The sequence below is a fragment of the Microbacterium sp. Cr-K20 genome, from assembly GCF_000708325.1.
Taxonomy (GTDB): Bacteria; Actinomycetota; Actinomycetes; order Actinomycetales; family Microbacteriaceae; genus Microbacterium.
Window position 1 is genome coordinate 254,786 of sequence record NZ_JARE01000047.1, and the last position, 17,378, is coordinate 272,163.

A 17,378-nucleotide genomic window follows, 5' to 3' on the forward strand; every position below is an offset into this window, starting at 1 on the left:
GTCAGATCTCCGACGCGGATTCCGCCTCATCGGCAGCCTGGATGATCAGCTCCAGCCGATAGCCGACCCATTCGTAGACATCGTGGCGGCCGTCTTCGTCGGTCTGGACATCGGACGTGATTCCGAGTCGCGTGGCGATGACGAGACGGATGGCGGTGAGCGTTCGAAGCCAGGCTTCGAGGCTATCGAACGCGATGAGGGTCTCTCGCACTTCAAGCGCGTCTTCCTCCGTGAGCGAGTCGATACCCGTGGGGTACTCATCCAGCGCCGCGCGGACCCTGCGCGCGTCGGCGAGACGACGATCGAGGAGATCGTCCCGCGTGGCATCGGCGAACTCGGCCGCAGCATCCGAGTCTTCGGGATAGGGGTTCGGCGTCAGCCGGTCGATGGCCGGATCATCCGTGCCCCGTGATTCGCTGACGAGCTCGATGAAGTCCTCGACGAGCCGGGACAGGTGGAACTCCTCGATCACGGTGATGGGCATGACGATGATGCCGTCGCTCACAGCGGTGCCTTCCTGACGGTGGCCCAGAGCCCGAAGTCGTGCATGGCCTGCGCATGCACCTCCATGGTCTCTCGCGGTCCGGTGGCGACGATCGCGCGTCCCTCGTTGTGCACGGTGAGCATCAGAGCGGTGGCGTGGTCGAGCGAGTACCCGAAGTAGGTCCGGAACACGCGGACCACGTAACTCATGAGGTTCACGGGGTCGTTCCACACCACGACCTGCCACGGCTCGAGCGGGGCGGCGCTGAGGTCGACGATCTCATCGAGTTCCGGGTGGGCGATCCTCGCCATCATGCCCAGCCCATCTCGTGGAGCTGCTCATCGTCGATGCCGTAGAAGTGAGCGATCTCGTGGACCAGGGTCGTGTGAACCTCGTCGCGGAGCTCGTGCAGGGTTTCGCACTGCGCGAGATGCGGCTCGCGATAGAGCACGATCCGGTCGGGAAGCTCGCCCATCCCGTATTGTGTGCGTTCGGTGAGCGCTAGACCGTCGTACAGGCCCAGCAGATCCAGGCTGCCGTCCTCCGGCCGGTCCTCGACGACGAACACGACGTTCTCCAGGCCCTCGACCATGTCATCGGGCAGGAGATCGAGCTCGTCGATCACCAGTTCTTCGAAGGCCGCGGCATCCATGTCCATCCTGTCCAGCCTAGAGGCGCGCAGGCTCCGGCGCCGGATCAGTGCAGAAGGACGAGCACGCCGGCCACGGCGATGAACAGTACGCCGAACACCAGGTTGAGGATGCGTTGGCCGCGCACGGATCTGGTGAGTCGCCGGAACGGGCGGGCGGCGGCCGCGAAGAACCCCCACATGACGATCACATCGACCACGATCACCGTGGCGATCAGCGTGAGGTACTGCGGCACAGGAGGCTCGTCGAGTCGGATGAACTGCGGGATGAACGCCAGGAAGAACACGATCGCCTTGGGGTTGAGGAGATTGACCCAGAATCCTCGGCGGATCATGGACCAGTGACTCTCACGCGAGTCGATCGGCACCGGCGCGTCATCCAGGGCGCCTACGGGTTTCGCGAGGATCAGACGAATGCCGAGGAACACGAGATAGGCCGCCCCGGCGTACCGGATGGCGTTGAACAGGAACTCCGAGCGCGAGACGAGCAGACCGACGCCTGCCGCGACGATCGCGACATGCACGATCAATGCGATCTGCTGCCCGATGATTCCCCAGATCGAGCGCTTCCACCCCTGGTTGAGCGCATTCGACATCGTGTTGATGGCGCCTGCTCCGGGGGTGAAGCTGATCACCACCGACGCGGTGAGCAAGGAGAACCAGACCGCGAGCGACACCACGCAAGTCTAGGGCTTCGGTGGGGACGGGCAGATCAGCTCGGCGATGCGAAGAAGGCCCGAACCATGCGGTTCGGGCCTTCTTCCTGAGGGTGAGTAACGGGACTCGAACCCGCGACATCCGGCACCACAAGCCAGCGCTCTACCAGCTGAGCTATACCCACCATGTGCCCGCCGGAGCAGGCAACCATACGAGTCTATTACATGTTCGGAGTGAACTCGGACACCGTACGGGTGGCGATCTCCCGTGCGTCGTCGCTCGACGGGCCGGGCTCGTCGACGAAGACAGCCTCTCGGTAGTAGCGGAGTTCGCGGATCGACTCCAGGATGTCGGCCAGCGCTCGGTGCCCGCCGTCCTTCGCCGGTGCCTGGAAGAAGACGCGTGGGTACCACCGCCGCGAAAGCTCCTTGATGCTGGAGACGTCAACGTTCCGGTAGTGCAGCCACTGGTCGACCTGCGGCATGTACTTCGCGAGGAACATCCTGTCGGTACCGATCGTGTTGCCGGCGAGCGGCGCCTTGCGCTCGAGCGGAACGAAGCGCTTGATGTATGCGAGTGTCTGTTCCTCGGCCTCTTCGAGAGAGACCCCGTGCGGGATCTCCAGGATCAGGCCGGACGTCTCGTGCATCTTCGTGACGAAATCGTTCATGTGCTCGAGTGCCGCAGCGCCGGGGCGTATCACCACCTGGAAACCCGGATCGATGGGGTTGAGCTCGAAATCGGTGATGACGACAGCGATCTCCACGAGCTCATCGACCGCGAGATCGAGGCCCGTCATCTCGCAGTCGATCCAGACGAGACGATCGTTCTCGGACGCAGATACCATGCCGCCATCCTATCGACGGCCCCGACATCGCTGGGGAAGATGCACTTCCTCGAGCATCGTCGGGTCCGCGATACTCTAGAAGCGTGCGCCTCCGTAGCTCAGGGGATAGAGCAGGAGCCTTCTAATCTCTTGGTCGCAGGTTCGAATCCTGCCGGGGGCACCTTCACCCGATCCGTGTCGGACGGGACGCGAGCTCGTCGCGATGAGCCCATCGACCCGGTCGGGCGCGATCCTTCTGCCTCAGCAGTAGCGAAGCGCGGCGACCGCGTCGTCCGCACGCCAGAACTCACCGATCACGCGAAAGACCCCGGTCGCGAGGTGCAGGCGCTCGGCGCGATATCGGATTCCGAGGGGATCGGCGACGATACGCAGGTGGCCGAGGACATGTTCTCGTCGGTCCTGCACGCGCCAAAGGTGATCCGCGGCGCGGACGAGGTGCTCGCGGGGAGAAGAGAGCCGGGGCGTGGCATAGGGGACGTCGGGGAGAGAGGTGCTCAAGCTTTCGGACATCGGAACTCCTTTCGTGATTCGAAGCTATGACCGACCACCGACATTCGCCTGTCCGTGGCGACACGCGCTGTGATCTGCCCTTTCTGCACCGCAAGGCGTTCATGAGCGCTGTCCACGCTTCGCGTATTCCAGGTCGGTTGCCGGGTGCGGTGCGGGCCAGGCTGGGGCGATCCGGACGGGCTCCGCTCCGGTCGACGAAAGGACAGCACATGATCGACATGGTCACCATCGTGGGAAGAGTCGCCACGGATCCGACCCAGGGTCAGACCGGGGGAGGCGTGCCCGTCACGAACTTCCGTCTCGCGAGTACCCATCGTCGTTTCGACCCCGCCACGCAGGAGTGGACGGATTCCGGCACCAACTGGTTCTCGGTAGCCGCATTCCGGAGCCTCGGTGAGAATGCCAAGGCATCGTTGCGAACCGGCGACAGCGTGATCGTCACCGGGCGGCTGAAGATCCGCAACTGGGAGAGCAACGGCAAGCACGGCACGAGCGTCGACATCGACGCGGACACCATCGGGCATGACCTGCGGTGGGGAACGACGGCTTATCGGCCGCAGTCGCGTCCGGCTGCGGCCGGACCCTCCGCGACGCCGAATGCAGAGGGCAACAGCCCAGAGGAATCGGTGCACGATGATCCCGGGTCGGAGCAGGGCCTGCATGATTCCGAGCCGCTGGACCTGTCGTGGGCTGCGCCCGCCTCGACCGCGGGTGCCATGTCCTGACGGGCGGCTCCGCGCTCGATTCAGCGGGGTGGGGCGCCGGCGGCGTGCAGGGTCGGATTGCGGGGAGACGTAGACTCGGCGTGTGCTTCGTCGTCCGGTCTTCACGTCGCCGCGCGCGGCCGGTGCCCTTGCGGCCTCGATCGCCGCGTTCCTGCTGCTCTCCGCCTGTGCGCCGACTCCCGGCCCGTCTGCATCGCCCACGGCTGTCGCGTCGCCGACTCCCGGGACGACGACTCCTGCGGAACCGACGCTCGTGCCCGACGGCACAGCCGAGGAGAACCTCCCGGTCTTCACCTCGGTCGCCGAACGCGTCTGGGCAACGGATCAGCGGGGGGCCGGGCGAGCGTACATCGATGCTCTGGTCACGGCGGGATTCGATCGGAGCGCGATGCAGGTGACGCAGGATCAGTCGACGGTCGGCAACCCTGCGGAGAGCCTGCAGTTCTCCGTGCGCTGGGGCGACAGCGAATGTCTCGTCGGTCAGGTGGGTCCCTCCACGGGACGCGTCGTCACCGTCGTGATGCCGCAGCTCGCCGAGGGGCGCTGCCTGGTGGGCACCACACGTCCGATCGACTGGTGACACGCCAAGGGCCGTTGGTACATCCGTCACGATCTATTCTTCACGCTGATCATCCTCGGACGCGGTGATTGCGGACAGCGTGATGGCTCCGCAGCGCACCGACGTGCGAGGCTGACCTCGGGCGCGCGTGGAGTCCGGCAGACGGCGGAGCTCAGTCCAGGTGCCGGGGAATCGTCTGACTGCCGCCCCGGAGGTAGTCTTAGGTAGATTTCCGCACCGCTTCAGCAGTGCGATGGCAGGTTCGATTCTGATCAGCAAAGGTGTTTAAACGGTATGGCTGAGTACATCTACTCGATGGTGCGTGCGCGTAAGGCAGTGGGCGAGAAGCTCATCCTCGACGACGTCACGATGGCGTTCCTCCCCGGGGCGAAGATCGGCATGGTCGGCCCGAACGGCGCCGGAAAGTCGACGATCCTCAAGATCATGGCCGGTCTCGACACTCCGTCGAACGGCGAGGCGAAGCTCTCCCCGGGGTACACGGTCGGCATCCTGATGCAGGAGCCGGAGCTCGACGAGTCCAAGACGGTGATCGAGAACATCCAGGACGGCATCGCGATCAAACCGAAGGTCGACCGGTTCAACGAGATCTCGCTGCTGATGGCCGAGCCCGACGCCGACTTCGACGCCCTCCTCGCCGAGATGGGCACACTGCAGGAGGAGATAGACGCGGCCGACGGCTGGGACCTCGACTCGCAGCTCGATCAGGCCATGGACGCTCTGCGCACGCCCCCGGCCGACGCCGCGATCGCACCGCTCTCCGGTGGTGAGAAGCGTCGTGTCGCCCTTGCGAAGCTGCTCCTGCAGAAGCCCGACCTCCTGCTCCTCGACGAGCCCACCAACCACCTCGACGCCGAGAGTGTGCTCTGGCTCGAGCAGCACCTGCAGGCCTACAAGGGTGCCGTGATCGCGATCACGCACGACCGGTACTTCCTCGACCACGTCGCCGAGTGGATCGCCGAAGTCGATCGCGGTCGTCTCATCGGCTACGAGGGAAACTACTCGACCTACCTGGAGAAGAAGGGCGAACGACTCGAGGTCCAGGGCAAGAAGGACGCCAAGCTGGCCAAGCGCCTCAAAGAGGAGCTGGAGTGGGTCCGTTCCAGCGCGAAGGGCCGCCAGACCAAATCGAAGGCGCGTCTCGCTCGCTACGAGGAGATGGCTTCGGAGGCGGAGCGGACCAGGAAGCTGGACTTCGACGAGATCCAGATCCCCGCGGGCCCGCGTCTGGGTGGCATCGTGATCGATGCCAAGAAGCTGCAGAAGGGCTTCGACGGTCGGGTACTGATCGACAACCTCAGCTTCAACCTCCCGCCGAACGGCATCGTCGGTGTGATCGGACCCAATGGCGTGGGTAAGACGACGCTCTTCAAGACGATCGTGGGTCTCGAGCCGCTCGACGGCGGCGATCTGAAGATCGGTGAGACGGTCAAGATCAGCTACGTCGACCAGTCGCGTTCCAACATCGATCCGAACAAGACGCTGTGGGAGGTCGTCTCCGACGGCTTGGACTACATCACCGTCGGCAAGACCGAGATCCCGTCCCGCGCTTACGTGTCGAAGTTCGGCTTCAAGGGCCCGGACCAGCAGAAGAAGGCCGGCGTGCTCTCCGGTGGTGAGCGCAACCGTCTGAACCTCGCGCTGACGCTCAAAGAGGGTGGCAACCTGCTGCTCCTCGATGAGCCGACAAACGACCTCGACGTCGAGACCCTGAGCTCGCTCGAGAACGCCCTGCTCGAGTTCCCCGGCTGTGCTGTGGTGATCACTCACGACCGGTGGTTCCTCGACCGGATCGCGACGCACATCCTCGCGTACGAGGGCACCGACGAGAAGCCCGGCCAGTGGTACTGGTTCGAGGGTAACTTCGAGGCGTACGAGGAGAACAAGATCGAGCGCCTCGGCCCCGATGCCGCGAAGCCGCACCGTTCGACGCACCGCAAGCTGACGCGCGACTGAGGCCGCGATGTCCGCTTCACCGGGGCCGCGTCTGCACATCCCGATCCACCTCCGCTGGGGTGATCTGGATGCGTTCAATCACGTCAACAACACCTCGATGCTGAAACTGCTCGAGGAGGCTCGCGTCAGAGCCTTCTGGCGTGCCGGCCCCGGTGAGGAGGCGCCGTCGACGGCGGTGCTCGATTCCGGCATCGACGAGGGAATCCTGACCCTCATCGCGCGACAGGAGATCGAGTACCTCGCGCCCGTGCCATATCAGCGACGCCCGCTCGAGGTGCAGATGTGGTTCGGCAAGCTCGGCGGCTCCAGCGTCGAAGTCTGCTACGAGGTCCACAACGACCCGACCGCAGAACCGCGACAGATCTACGCGCGATCGACGGCGATCATCGTGCTGGTCGACGCTCAGACCGGGCGCCCCACCCGACTCACTCAGGAGATGCGCGACGCCTGGGAGCCGTATGTGGGCGACTCGATCGAGTACTCCCACCGCTGACGTCGCGGCGGGTACCGGTGTGACCGAGCCCTAGGGCGACTCCTCGGGCACGCGGATCATGATCTCCTGTGCGACGCTCGCGACCAGCGCGCCGTCGCGCGTGTAGATCCGTCCGGTGGCGAGCCCCCGCCCCCCACGCGCATTCGGCGACTCCTGCACATAGAGCAGCCACTCGTCGACGCGCGCAGGTCGATGCCACCACATCGCGTGATCGAGGCTCGCGACTTTCAGCCCGGGGATCGCCCAGTAGACGCCGTGTGCCCTCAGGATCGATTCCTGGATCGTCATGTCGCTGAGGTACGCGAGCGCGGCTCGGTGAAGTCGCTGGTCGTCAGGGAGAGGGGCGCGCAGTCGCATCCACACGGCTTGCCGGGGCACCTGTGCATCTTCGCTGGGCAGATACAGCGGTGAGTCGACGTGCCGCACATCGGCCGCTCGCTCACTGAGCATCCGCGTGGTGCCTTCGGGTAGCCCGTGGACCCGCTCCTCGTCCGGGGCGAGCTCATCCGGGCCGGGAATGCCCGCCGGCATCGGCTCGGCGTGCTCCACCCCGGGATCGGCGTCCTGGAACGAGGCGATCATCGAGAAGATCGGCACGCCGTTCTGGTAAGCCTGGGTCCGCCTGGTCGAGAACGATCGGCCGTCGTGGATCCGATCGACCGCGATGGTGATTCCCTGGCTCGCATCCCCGGGACGCAGGAAGTACCCGTGCATCGAATGCACCGCACGGTCCTCAGGGAGTGTCCGCTCCGCGGCGAGCAGAGCCTGGGCGAGCACCTGGCCCCCGTAGATGCGGCCGCTCGGCATCGGGTGCGAGGAGCCCGTGAAAATGTCCTCTGTGGTGCGAGCCTGAGCCGCATCGAGATCGAGGACCTCGAGAAGCCGTTCGACGGTCTGGATGGCGTGCTGCTCCGCGCTCATGTGTTCCTCTCCGCGACCCCACACGCCGCACCGTTGGTAGTTTAGAACGCGTGACGCATCACCTCCTCCTCGCCGACCCCGACACCGCGAAGGACGTTCTGACCTTCGTCGGACGAGCGACCAGGATCACCGACGAAGGCGTGCGCCTGCAGGCGGCGAACGGTGTGCTCGCGCTCACCACCGCGGTGCTCGCGCCGCAGGGTCTGTTCGACCAGACGCCGACCATCCTCGCGATGCGCATCGTGCATGCCGACCCCGAGCTCGAATGCGACATCGTCGTCGATCGACTTTCGAAGACCGATGACGCCGATCGGCTCACGCTCCCGGAGACCGGTCTGTCCCCGGCATGGGCCGGCGTCGCCCCGCCTCGGAGCGCGTGGACGCCGGAGGCCGCGCTGGCGGCATCCGTGATCGCCCAGCGCGCGCAGTGGGGGATCTCGGCGGTCGCGCGGGGCGCCGGCCCCGGTTCGGGCGAGGAAGCGGTCCGCGCCCTCCGCGCCGCGATCTGGGGTGAACCCGATGAGGATCTCGGAGGGCTGCCTCGCGGCACTGCGTTCGCCGCCGACGCGATGGGGTTCATCTCCGGCGAGGAACAGGTCCAGCTTTCCCGATCCGGCAGGTGGACGCGTCTCGCCTTCCGTCGCGGACATGTTCTGGTGCGTGGTCCCGTGGCCACCGGGCTGACGGGCGTCCGTTCCACCGGTTCCGCCGTCTAGTCATCGCGCGGATTCCGCCGATCTCAGCGCCCGAGGCCGTGTTCGTCAGCCCGCTGATGCGGCCGCGCGGCCGGCGGTTCGGCCCGAGAACAGGCATCCGCCGAGGAAGGTCCCCTCGAGCGCGCGATAGCCGTGGACCCCTCCACCACCGAAACCGCTCGCCTCGCCGGCGGCATAGAGCCCGGCTATAGGGGCACCGTGTGCATCGAGGGCGCGGCCCTCGAGGTCGGTGTTGATGCCGCCGAGCGACTTGCGCGTGAGGACGTGGAGCTTGACCGCCACGAGTGGTCCGGCGCTCGGGTCCTGCAGGCGATGTGGTGCTGCGGTGCGGATCAGCTTGTCGCCGCGATAACCACGCATGGAACGAAGCATGCCGATCTGCGCATCCTTCGTGAAGTCGTTGTCCATCTCTCGATCTCGGGCGACCACCTCGCGGCGGACGTTGTCGATGTCGAGGAACTCGCCGCCGGGGTGGCGCTGCATCTGCTCGAGCAGCGACTCGAGGTCGTTCTCGACGATGAAGTCCTCACCTTCGTCGAGGAACGACTGCACCGGCCCGGTCGGTCCCTTGGCGAGTCGGGATTTCAGCAGCAGCTGAACATCTTTGCCGGTGAGGTCGGGGTTCTGTTCGCTGCCCGAGAGCGCGAACTCCTTCTCGACGATCTGCCGCGAGGTGACGAACCAGGAGTGATCGTGACCGGTCGTACGTAGGTGCGCGAGCGTTCCCAGAGTGTCGAACCCGGGGAACAGGGGTACCGGGAGGCGCTTGCCCGTCGCATCCAGCCAGAGCGACGACGGCCCGGGGAGGATGCGGATGCCGTGAGACGGCCACACCGGGTCCCAGTTCGTGACGCCCTCGACGTAGTGCCACATCCGGTCGCCATTGATGAACCGCGCACCGGCGGCCGCGCTGACGCTGTACATCGATCCGTCGACATAGGCCGGTACCCCTGTGAGCATGTGCTCGGGGGGAGTGCCGAGGCGTTCGGGCCATGCAGCCCGCACGAGGTTGTGGTTCCCCCCGATGCCGCCAGAGGAGACGATGGTCGCCCGGGCCGCGATCTCGAACTCGCCGATGATCTCGCGCGACGACACCGCACCACGCGATGCGCCCGACGAGGCGAGCACGTTTCCGCGCGCACCGGTGACCGCGCCGTCGGTCACCACGAGCTCGGAGACGCGGTGTCGCGGGAGGACCGTCAGACGTCCTTCCCGCTCGCCCTGCTCGATGGCGGCTGCGAAGGGTGCGACGATCCCCGGCCCGGTGCCCCAGGTGATGTGGAATCGTGGGACCGAGTTGCCCGGTCCGATGGCGCCGTAGCCGCCGCGTTCCGCCCAGCCCACGACGGGGAAGAACCCGACGCCGCGCTCGCGCAGCCACGAGCGCTTCTCTCCGGCTGCGAACTGCAGGTAGGCCTCTGCCCAGCGCCTCGGCCATTCATCTTCCGGCCGATCGAACCCGGCGTTGCCGAACCAGTCCTGAGTCGCGAGCTCGAGGGAGTCCTTGATCCCGAGCCGCCGCTGTTCAGGGGAGTCGATGAAGAAGAGCCCGCCGAACGACCACCAGGCCTGACCGCCGAGGTTCGTCCGCGGCTCCTGGTCCACCAGGATGACGCGACGGCCGGCGTCGAGAGCCTCGGACGCGGCGACGAGTCCGGCCAGCCCCCATCCGATCACCAGAACATCTGTGGACAGGGGCTTCGTCGTCATGAGCTCTCCGTTGATTCCTGACGTGATCGGGTCTCGAGCGTGGGGCGACCGCCGGGAGCGGCCCCGATCCCCGAAGGCTCGAATGTGTTCACCATGGCATACGCGGCGCGCTCCAGGTAGTCCCAGAGCGTCGCTTCGTGCAGAGGAGACAACTGCGCCTCGTCCACGGCTGTCCGCATGTGACGAAGCCAACGATCGCGCGCGTCGGCATCGATGTGGAACGGCATGTGCCGCATCCGCAGGCGGGGATGCCCGCGCGTGTCGCCATACGTCGTCGGGCCGCCCCAGTACTGCTCGAGGAACATGCGGAGCCGGTCTTCGGCGGGGCCGAGGTCTTCCTCCGGATACATCGGCTTCATCACGGGATCGAGGGCGACCTCGCGGTAGAACACCGACACGATCTTCGTGAACGTGTCGTGTCCACCGATCTCGTCGTAGAACGTCACTTCTGGGGACTCCCGTCATCCGTGGGCTTCTTGCGGCGCCAGATTCCACGGTCAGGGATCACCGGCACGCCGGTCACCGCGTTAGGTCGCGTCCGGGGAGGATTAGCGCCGCGGACCCGGCGGGCGCCATCGAGCCCTGTCGGCACGACATCGACCATGCGCGGCACGCTGATCTCCTTCTCGAGGAGTGCGGCGCGCAGGCGGCGGCGCAGCTCCTGCGCCACGTCGTCCTTCGCGTTGGCACGTGCTTTGATCACGATGCGGACGACGAGGGCATCGCCGTCGATCGACTCCAGCCCCCAGAGCTCCGGTTTCTCGATGATGCGCGTGCGCCACTTGGGATCCTTCGCCAGCCCCTGTGCGGTCTCGAGCATGATGTGCTCGACCTGCTCGAGGTCGGAGTCGGCCGGGACGCCGAGGTCGATGATCGACCGCGCCCATCCCTGCGACATGTTGCCGATTCGGGTGACCTCGCCGTTTCGCACATACCAGAGGGTGCCGTTGACGTCGCGCACCTGGGTGATCCGAACGCTGACGTACTCGACGACACCGCTCGCGAGCCCGAGGTCGACGACGTCGCCGATTCCGATCTGATCCTCGGCCACCAAGAACATGCCGTTGAGCACGTCCTTGACGATGTTCTGCGCGCCGAACCCGAGACCGGCGCCGACCGCAGCCGTGAGGAGGGTCAGCGACCCCAACAGGCTCTGGTCGAGGGCGTTCACGATGAGCACGATCGCGATGACCACGAGCATCACGTTGACGATGTTCTGCAGGATCGTGCCGAGGGTGCGGGTCCGTTGCACCAGACGCATGTCGGCGAGGGGTGAGCGCTCCAAGGCCTGAGTGTCGTCGACCGACGCCTTGCTCTTCGCGCTGTCGACGATGCGGTGCACGACCCGACGGATGACCAGGCGCAGGATGAGCCCGATCACGACACAGCTAGCGATGATGATCGCGACGGTGAGCGCCTTCATGCCGACCTGGCTCAGCCAGGCGAGCAGGTTCGTCGCCCAGTCGGGGAGTGGGGTCTCCGCGGGAGGATCATTGACATCGAAGGGGAGCATCATCAGTCACGATCCTAGCGAGCGGGTCTCTGTGCAGGCTGGGCGGATGCGCCGTGCGAAAACGGAGACCATCCACGTCCGCTGCGCCGCGTCCGCGCGGGACACTCCGAGAGCGAGGTGGGTGGTCTCCGTTTCGAGAGCCGGTGGCGGCTGAGGCGGAGCGCTCAGTCCTCCGCGTCGCGTGCCTGTGCGGCGAGTGCGCGCTCGACGTCCGCGAGGTTCTCGAGCACCAGGCGTCGAAGCGCCGGCGCAGCATCCTGGTTGGCCGCCAGCCACGAGCGCGTCGCGTCACGAAGCGCCCCGTCGGCGAGAGCCGTCGGGAAGAGCCCGACGATCAGGTACTGAGCGATCTGGTAGGTGCGCGACTCCCAGATGGGGAGCAGCATGTCGAAGTAGGCGGGGACGAACTCGCCCAGTACGGCGGCGCCGGCAGGATGCGTGAAACCGAGCGCGGCGGAGCGAACTATCGTGTTGGGAGCATCGTCGCGCTCGATGAGCGAAGCCCAGGCCGCTTTCTTGGACGCCGAGTCGGGCAGAGACGCCCGCGCCTGCGCGGCGAATTCCCCGCCCTTGGCGGTGTTGTCCGCCGCCAGAGCGGCATCGATCGCCGCGGCATCGGTGGCGCCGATGGTCGCGAGACCCACGAGCAGCTGCCAGTTCAGGTCTGCGTCGATCTCCAGACCGTGAAGCGTGTCCTCACCGGAGCGCAGACGGCCCACGATTCCCGCGTGCTCCGGAGTCACCAGGGCATTCGCGAAGGCGGTGACGAACTGCAGCTGGCTGTCGCTGCCCGGCTCGGCCGACTCCGCCAGGCTCCACAATCCGTCGGCAACCTTGAGACGAGCGGTCTCTCGCTCAGCCGGGGCGACGTAGAGCGTGGCGGCCGTCCGCAGCTGAGCGAGCGTGGTGCGCACGGTCGTCGACTCGGTCTCCCGGCCGATGTTCCCGAGCACGAGGTCGATGTAGGCGGAGGCCGCCGTCTCCGCATCCCGCGTCTGATCCCACGCGGCACCCCAGACCAGCGAGCGGGCGAGCGGATCGTGGATGTCGGCCAGGTGCGCGATCGCGGTGGCGAGCGACTTCTCGTCGAGGCGGATCTTCGCGTACGCGAGGTCCTCGTCGTTGAGCAGCACGAGGTCGGGGCGGGCGATGCCCTGCAGCTCCGGCACCTCGGTGCGGTCGCCGTCGACGTCGACCTCGAGGTAGTGCGTGCGTGTGAGCGCGCCGTCCGCCAGCGTGTAGAAGCCGATGCCCAGTCGGTGCGGTCGGATGGTCGGGTAGTCCGCGGGGGCCGTCTGGGTTATGGCGAAGCGCGAGATCGTCCCGTCATGGTTTTCGGCGATGACCGGCTCGAGCGTGTTGACGCCGGCCGTCTCCAGCCACTTCTTCGACCAGGTGCTCAGGTCGCGGCCGCTGGTTGCCTCCAGCTCCGAGAGCAGGTCGCTCAGCTCGGTGTTGCCCCACGAGTGCTTCTGGAAGTACTGCGAGACACCGGCGAAGAACGCCTCGATGCCGACCCAGGCCGCGAGCTGCTTCAGGACCGAGCCGCCCTTGGCGTAGGTGATGCCGTCGAAGTTGACCTGCACGTCTTCGAGGTCGTTGATCTCTGCGACGATCGGGTGGGTGGAAGGCAATTGATCCTGGCGGTACGCCCAGGTCTTCTCCATGGCGTTGAACGTCGTCCACGCTTCGGTCCACTCGGTGGCTTCGGCGGTGGCGATGGTCGACGCCCACTCGGCGAACGACTCGTTCAGCCAGAGATCGTTCCACCACTTCATCGTGACGAGGTCGCCGAACCACATGTGCGCGAGCTCATGAAGGATCGTGACGACGCGGCGCTCCTTGACGGCGTCGGTCACCTTGCTGCGGAAGACATAGGTCTCGGTGAACGTCACCGCTCCTGCGTTCTCCATCGCGCCGGCGTTGAACTCCGGGACGAACAGCTGGTCGTACTTGGCGAACGGGTACGGAACCCCGAACTTCGACTCGTAGTAGGCGAAACCCTCGCGGGTCTTGTCGAAGATGTAGTCGGCATCGAGGTGCTGCCACAGGCTCTTGCGTCCGTAGACGCCGAGGGGGATCACACGGCCCGAGGCGCTGGTGAGCTCCGAGAACGTGGACTCGTAGGGTCCGGCGACGAGCGCGGTGATGTACGAGGAGATGCGTGGGGTCGGCTCGAAGCCCCAGGTCGCCGTCGTGTCGTCGTCGTGCACGATGGGCTCGGGCGTGGGGGAGTTGGAGATGACCTTCCATGCCGCCGGCGCCGTCACGGTGAACTGGAACGTCGCCTTGAGATCGGGCTGCTCGAACACCGCGAACACGCGACGTGAGTCCGGGACCTCGAACTGCGAGTAGAGGTAGACCTCTTCGTCGACCGGGTCGACGAAACGGTGGAGGCCCTCGCCCGTGTTCGTGTAGAGGCAGTCGGCATCGACGACCAGCACGTTCTCGGCCTGCAGCCCGCTGAGCGCGATGCGAGAGTCGGCGAAGACCTCGTTCGGATCGAGCTGCTCGCCGTTGAGGGAGATCTCACGCACGTCCCGGGCGATCAGGTCGATGAAGGTGAAGCTCTCCGGAGTCGCGGTGAAGCGCACCACGCTCCGGGAGCCGAAGATCTCGGCACCCTTGGTCAGATCGAGGGCGACTTCATAGGACTGAGTGTCGATGACGTCGCGGCGCTCCTGCGCTTCGATGCGGGTGAGGTTCTCTCCAGGCACAGCTTTACTCCCAGGGGTGAGGGGATGTCACCGGGGTCGGCGCAGTTGGCGCCGACGGCAACCATGACAGCCTACGCCAGTGCGGGAGCCGGCCCCTCGCATCGCACTCGGGAGGGCGGCGGCATAGAAACGGCGCTGCACGGACGCCTATGCTCCGCCGAGGTGAAAGGATGGAGGGGTGACTGCGATCGAGCCGAATGCCGTTCCCTTTGCCTCGCCTGCTGCCGCCGGTGGTGCACCCTTCGTGACCACGCCGGTCGCCTACGACGCGATCCTCCTCGCGGGCTTCGGGGGGCCCGAGGGTCAGGAAGATGTCATCCCGTTCCTGCGCAACGTGACCCGCGGTCGAGGAATCCCCGACGAACGGCTCGAGGAGGTCGCGCACCACTACCGGCATTTCGGCGGGGTGAGTCCGATCAACGGACAGAACCGCGCGCTCAAGGAAGCCCTCGAGAACGCCCTCGCCGCACGCGGCATCACGCTCCCCGTCTACTGGGGCAACCGCAACTGGGCTCCGTATCTCGAAGAGGTCGTGACCGAGGCCTCGACCAATGGTCACAACACGCTGCTGGCCTTCGCCACCAGCGCCTACAGTTCGTTCTCCAGCTGCCGTCAGTACCGCGAGGACTTCGCTCGCATCCTGGAGGAGACCGGGCTCGGGGAGACCGTGACGATCGACAAGATCCGGCCTTTCTACGACCACCCCGGTTTCGTGGAGGCGTTCGAGACGGGAGTCCGTGAGGCTGTCCAAGGCTTCCTGGCCGACGGTATCGCGGCGGCGGACATCCAGATCCTCTTCTCCACCCACAGCATCCCGACGGCCGACGCGGAGCGCTCCGGCGCGCGAGACATCGACTGGGGAGCGGGAGGCGCGTACGCCGCTCAGCATCTCGCCGTGGCTGCCTGGGTCATGGATCGGGTTCGCCAGACGGTTCCCGCAGCGGCCGACGTCTCGTGGGAGCTCGTCTACCAGTCCCGGTCCGGGCCCGCCTCGCAGCCGTGGCTCGAGCCCGACGTGTGCGACGTGATCGGTGAACTGCCCGACCGCGGACGCAAGGCAGTGGCGGTCGTCCCCGTCGGTTTCATGAGCGATCACATGGAGGTCCTGTGGGACCTCGACACCGAGGCCGCGGAGGCCGCGGAAGAGGCCGGACTCGCCTTCACGCGAACCTCCACGCCCGGTGTCTCACCGGCATTCGTCGACGGCATCGTCGACCTGATCCAGGAACGTCTCCAAGGTCGCCCCAACGAGGATCGTGCCCATGTCACGACGCTCCCCGGCGGCTTCGACGTCTGCCGACCCGGGTGCTGTGAGAACATCCGTGCGGGGTTCAAGCCCGCCGCCGCCGGCATCGCCCCATGACCTCGGAGCCGATCCGCGCCGCTTCTAGGATGGGAGTCATGCGCATCCACATCGCCACCGACCATGCGGGACTCGACTTCTCCACGCAGTTGCAAGCGCACCTGCGCGCTGCGGGGCATGAGGTCGTCGATCATGGCCCGATCGAGTACGACGCGGTCGACGACTACCCGGCGTTCTGCATCCGCGCGGCGCAGGCGGTCATCGCCGACCAGCGCGACGGTGTCGAAGCCCTCGGTGTGGTCTTCGGCGGTTCGGGGAACGGTGAGCAGATCGCAGCGAACAAGGTTGCGGGGGTGCGGGCCGCTCTGGTCTGGAACCTGTCGACGGCCGAGCTCGCCCGCGAGCACAACGACGCGAACGTCATCTCGATCGGCGCGAGGCAGCACACCTTCGACGAGGTGACCTCGTTCATCGACCGGTTCATCCAGACACCGTTCTCGGGTGATGAACGCCATGTGCGGCGGATCGGGCAGATCGCGGACTTCGAGCGCGACGGGTCCCTGCTCCCGGATCCGCGGGGCTGACATGCCCGAGGGCCATTCCGTTCACCGGATCGCACGACAGTTCGATCGCAACTTCGTGGGCAAGACTCTGAGCGCGTCCAGTCCACAGGGACGGTTCGCCGAGGGAGCCGCGGTTCTCGACGGACGTGCGGCGGTGAGTGTGCACGCCGTCGGCAAGCAGATGTTCCTCGAGACGGAGGGCGACCTCTGGCTGCGGGTGCACCTCGGTCTCTACGGTGCCTGGGACTTCGCCGGTGAGATCATCGTCGATCCGACGATAGCCTCCGCCAACGGGCGGATGGGGCAGACGAACCAGCGCGGCACCGTCCTCGACGACCCCATCCTGGATGATGCCGGCGAGAACTCCCTCGCGTCCATCGGGGCACCACGCCGCACGAGGGTGCACGTCCGCATGTCGGAGCAGACGAAGGGCCTCGCCGATGAGGGGCTCGAATGGCCGCCTCCGGTCGTGGGACAGGTTCGTCTGCGCCTCATGACCGACATCACCGCCGCCGACCTGCGTGGCCCGACGGCATGCGTGCTCCAGACGCCGGAGGAGATGCTGGCGACGGTCGCGAAGCTCGGGCCCGACCCGCTGGTCGGGGACCCGGTCGAGAATGAGGAGCGGTTCGTCCGGGCGGTCGGGAAAAAGTCGACAGTCATCGCCTTGCTTCTCATGGACCAGTCCGTCGTCAGCGGGATCGGGAACGTATACCGCGCCGAGATGCTCTATCGGCAGCGGTTGAACCCGCATACTCCGGGTCGAGACGTTCCGGAAGAGGTCGTGCGCGCGCTCTGGCACGATTGGGTGCGACTGCTGGCGATCGGCGTCGAGACCGGCCAGATGATGACGATGGACGGTCTCACGGGCGAGGACTACCGCGCCGCGATGGCGAACCGCGACGACCGGCACTGGGTGTATCACCGGGCGGGGCTCCCGTGCCGGGTCTGTGGCACGGAGATCGCCCTCGAGGAGATCGGCGCTCGCAAGCTGTACTGGTGCCCGCGCTGTCAGGCGTGACCGGACTGTGCACCCC

19 protein-coding genes and 2 tRNA genes are annotated in these 17,378 nt (G+C 66.5%); 9 read left to right on the forward strand and 12 right to left on the reverse strand.

Annotation, left to right across the window (positions count from 1 at the left end; translation table 11 throughout):
• Position 1: 1 nt before the first annotated feature.
• The 6 genes from GZ67_RS0109360 to orn all read right to left on the reverse strand — a co-directional run bounded on the left by GZ67_RS0109360 (position 2) and on the right by orn (position 2,637).
• The gene (locus tag GZ67_RS0109360; protein ID WP_029263457.1) at positions 2–505 is read right to left on the reverse strand and encodes a DUF2017 family protein; all 504 of its coding nucleotides are present in this window, start codon (positions 503–505) and stop codon (positions 2–4) included.
• Positions 502–798: an ATP-dependent Clp protease adapter ClpS gene (clpS, locus tag GZ67_RS0109365; RefSeq protein WP_029263456.1), complete on the reverse strand. Its 297-nt coding sequence runs from the start codon at positions 796–798 to the stop codon at positions 502–504. The genes GZ67_RS0109360 and clpS overlap by 4 nt, the downstream gene beginning before the upstream one ends.
• Positions 795–1,142, reverse strand: a complete 348-nt coding sequence (locus tag GZ67_RS0109370) for a metallopeptidase family protein (protein ID WP_029263455.1) — start codon at positions 1,140–1,142, stop codon at positions 795–797. The genes clpS and GZ67_RS0109370 overlap by 4 nt, the downstream gene beginning before the upstream one ends.
• Positions 1,143–1,180: 38 nt before the next feature.
• Entirely contained in the window at positions 1,181–1,810 is a 630-nt protein-coding gene (locus GZ67_RS0109375) for a LysE family transporter (protein ID WP_029263454.1), read from the reverse strand.
• A gap of 91 nt (positions 1,811–1,901) precedes the next feature.
• A tRNA-His gene (locus GZ67_RS0109380) sits at positions 1,902–1,974 on the reverse strand.
• Positions 1,975–2,010: 36 nt separating this feature from the next.
• A complete protein-coding gene (gene orn, locus GZ67_RS0109385; protein WP_029263453.1) occupies positions 2,011–2,637 on the reverse strand; it encodes an oligoribonuclease in 627 nt (208 codons plus the stop codon).
• Positions 2,638–2,724: 87 nt separating this feature from the next.
• Here orn and GZ67_RS0109390 point away from each other — a divergent pair.
• A tRNA-Arg gene (locus tag GZ67_RS0109390) sits at positions 2,725–2,797 on the forward strand.
• Positions 2,798–2,877: 80 nt separating this feature from the next.
• Here GZ67_RS0109390 and GZ67_RS0109395 read toward each other — a convergent pair.
• Positions 2,878–3,147, reverse strand: coding sequence for a hypothetical protein (locus GZ67_RS0109395; protein WP_029263452.1), 270 nt, complete (start codon positions 3,145–3,147; stop codon positions 2,878–2,880).
• 209 nt (positions 3,148–3,356) lie between these two features.
• On the opposite strand from GZ67_RS0109395, the gene GZ67_RS0109400 reads away from it, so the two are divergent.
• The 4 genes from GZ67_RS0109400 (at position 3,357) to GZ67_RS0109415 (ending at position 6,898) form a co-directional block, all read left to right on the forward strand.
• A complete protein-coding gene (locus GZ67_RS0109400; protein WP_029263451.1) occupies positions 3,357–3,872 on the forward strand; it encodes a single-stranded DNA-binding protein in 516 nt (171 codons plus the stop codon).
• Positions 3,873–3,954: 82 nt separating this feature from the next.
• Entirely contained in the window at positions 3,955–4,452 is a 498-nt protein-coding gene (locus GZ67_RS20810) for a DUF6993 domain-containing protein (RefSeq protein ID WP_029263450.1), read from the forward strand.
• Between the two features lie 273 nt (positions 4,453–4,725).
• On the forward strand, positions 4,726–6,405 hold the full coding sequence (gene ettA / locus GZ67_RS0109410) for an energy-dependent translational throttle protein EttA (RefSeq protein WP_029263449.1): 1,680 nt from the start codon (positions 4,726–4,728) through the stop codon (positions 6,403–6,405).
• A gap of 7 nt (positions 6,406–6,412) precedes the next feature.
• Positions 6,413–6,898 (forward strand): acyl-CoA thioesterase, encoded by a 486-nt coding sequence (locus tag GZ67_RS0109415; RefSeq protein WP_029263448.1) that lies wholly within the window; start codon positions 6,413–6,415, stop codon positions 6,896–6,898.
• 30 nt (positions 6,899–6,928) lie between these two features.
• Here the strand turns inward: GZ67_RS0109415 and GZ67_RS0109420 are convergent, their stop codons facing one another.
• The gene (locus tag GZ67_RS0109420) at positions 6,929–7,819 is read right to left on the reverse strand and encodes an acyl-CoA thioesterase (protein ID WP_029263447.1); all 891 of its coding nucleotides are present in this window, start codon (positions 7,817–7,819) and stop codon (positions 6,929–6,931) included.
• A 50-nt stretch (positions 7,820–7,869) separates the two neighbouring features.
• Here GZ67_RS0109420 and GZ67_RS0109425 point away from each other — a divergent pair, with 50 nt between their 5' ends.
• Positions 7,870–8,535 carry a hypothetical protein gene (locus GZ67_RS0109425; protein ID WP_029263446.1) on the forward strand — a complete coding sequence of 222 codons (666 nt, stop codon included), beginning with the start codon at positions 7,870–7,872 and terminating at the stop codon, positions 8,533–8,535.
• 45 nt (positions 8,536–8,580) lie between these two features.
• Here GZ67_RS0109425 and GZ67_RS0109430 read toward each other — a convergent pair whose 3' ends face one another.
• The 4 genes from GZ67_RS0109430 to pepN form a co-directional block, all read right to left on the reverse strand.
• Positions 8,581–10,245, reverse strand: a complete 1,665-nt coding sequence (locus tag GZ67_RS0109430) for an FAD-binding dehydrogenase (protein WP_029263445.1) — start codon at positions 10,243–10,245, stop codon at positions 8,581–8,583.
• Positions 10,242–10,691: a globin gene (locus GZ67_RS0109435; RefSeq protein ID WP_029263444.1), complete on the reverse strand. Its 450-nt coding sequence runs from the start codon at positions 10,689–10,691 to the stop codon at positions 10,242–10,244. The genes GZ67_RS0109430 and GZ67_RS0109435 overlap by 4 nt, the downstream gene beginning before the upstream one ends.
• Positions 10,688–11,761, reverse strand: a complete 1,074-nt coding sequence (locus GZ67_RS0109440; protein WP_029263443.1) for a mechanosensitive ion channel family protein — start codon at positions 11,759–11,761, stop codon at positions 10,688–10,690. The genes GZ67_RS0109435 and GZ67_RS0109440 overlap by 4 nt, the downstream gene beginning before the upstream one ends.
• 161 nt (positions 11,762–11,922) lie before the next feature.
• Positions 11,923–14,475, reverse strand: a complete 2,553-nt coding sequence (gene pepN / locus GZ67_RS0109445) for an aminopeptidase N (RefSeq protein ID WP_029263442.1) — start codon at positions 14,473–14,475, stop codon at positions 11,923–11,925.
• A gap of 178 nt (positions 14,476–14,653) precedes the next feature.
• Between pepN and GZ67_RS0109450 the strand changes: the two genes are divergently transcribed.
• Genes GZ67_RS0109450 through GZ67_RS0109460 form a run of 3 tightly spaced genes read left to right on the forward strand, consistent with a single transcriptional unit; the run spans position 14,654 to position 17,362 of the window.
• Positions 14,654–15,838: a ferrochelatase gene (locus tag GZ67_RS0109450; RefSeq protein ID WP_029263441.1), complete on the forward strand. Its 1,185-nt coding sequence runs from the start codon at positions 14,654–14,656 to the stop codon at positions 15,836–15,838.
• 38 nt (positions 15,839–15,876) lie between these two features.
• Positions 15,877–16,362, forward strand: coding sequence for a ribose-5-phosphate isomerase (locus GZ67_RS0109455; RefSeq protein ID WP_029263440.1), 486 nt, complete (start codon positions 15,877–15,879; stop codon positions 16,360–16,362).
• A 1-nt stretch (position 16,363) separates the two neighbouring features.
• Positions 16,364–17,362, forward strand: coding sequence for an Fpg/Nei family DNA glycosylase (locus GZ67_RS0109460; RefSeq protein WP_029263439.1), 999 nt, complete (start codon positions 16,364–16,366; stop codon positions 17,360–17,362).
• Positions 17,363–17,378 lie beyond the last annotated feature (16 nt).

Bases quoted from the DNA above. Each gene is read 5' to 3' on its own strand.
- GZ67_RS0109395 (WP_029263452.1), bottom strand. From the start codon at position 3,147: ATGTCCGAAAGCTTGAGCACCTCTCTCCCCGACGTCCCCTATGCCACG.
- orn (WP_029263453.1), bottom strand. From the start codon at position 2,637: ATGGTATCTGCGTCCGAGAACGATCGTCTCGTCTGGATCGACTGCGAG.
- GZ67_RS0109460 (WP_029263439.1), top strand. From the start codon at position 16,364: ATGCCCGAGGGCCATTCCGTTCACCGGATCGCACGACAGTTCGATCGC.
- GZ67_RS0109440 (WP_029263443.1), bottom strand. From the start codon at position 11,761: ATGATGCTCCCCTTCGATGTCAATGATCCTCCCGCGGAGACCCCACTC.
- GZ67_RS0109455 (WP_029263440.1), top strand. From the start codon at position 15,877: ATGCGCATCCACATCGCCACCGACCATGCGGGACTCGACTTCTCCACG.
- GZ67_RS0109400 (WP_029263451.1), top strand. From the start codon at position 3,357: ATGATCGACATGGTCACCATCGTGGGAAGAGTCGCCACGGATCCGACC.
- GZ67_RS0109430 (WP_029263445.1), bottom strand. From the start codon at position 10,245: ATGACGACGAAGCCCCTGTCCACAGATGTTCTGGTGATCGGATGGGGG.
- GZ67_RS0109370 (WP_029263455.1), bottom strand. From the start codon at position 1,142: ATGGACATGGATGCCGCGGCCTTCGAAGAACTGGTGATCGACGAGCTC.
- ettA (WP_029263449.1), top strand. From the start codon at position 4,726: ATGGCTGAGTACATCTACTCGATGGTGCGTGCGCGTAAGGCAGTGGGC.
- GZ67_RS0109415 (WP_029263448.1), top strand. From the start codon at position 6,413: ATGTCCGCTTCACCGGGGCCGCGTCTGCACATCCCGATCCACCTCCGC.
- clpS (WP_029263456.1), bottom strand. From the start codon at position 798: ATGATGGCGAGGATCGCCCACCCGGAACTCGATGAGATCGTCGACCTC.
- GZ67_RS0109420 (WP_029263447.1), bottom strand. From the start codon at position 7,819: ATGAGCGCGGAGCAGCACGCCATCCAGACCGTCGAACGGCTTCTCGAG.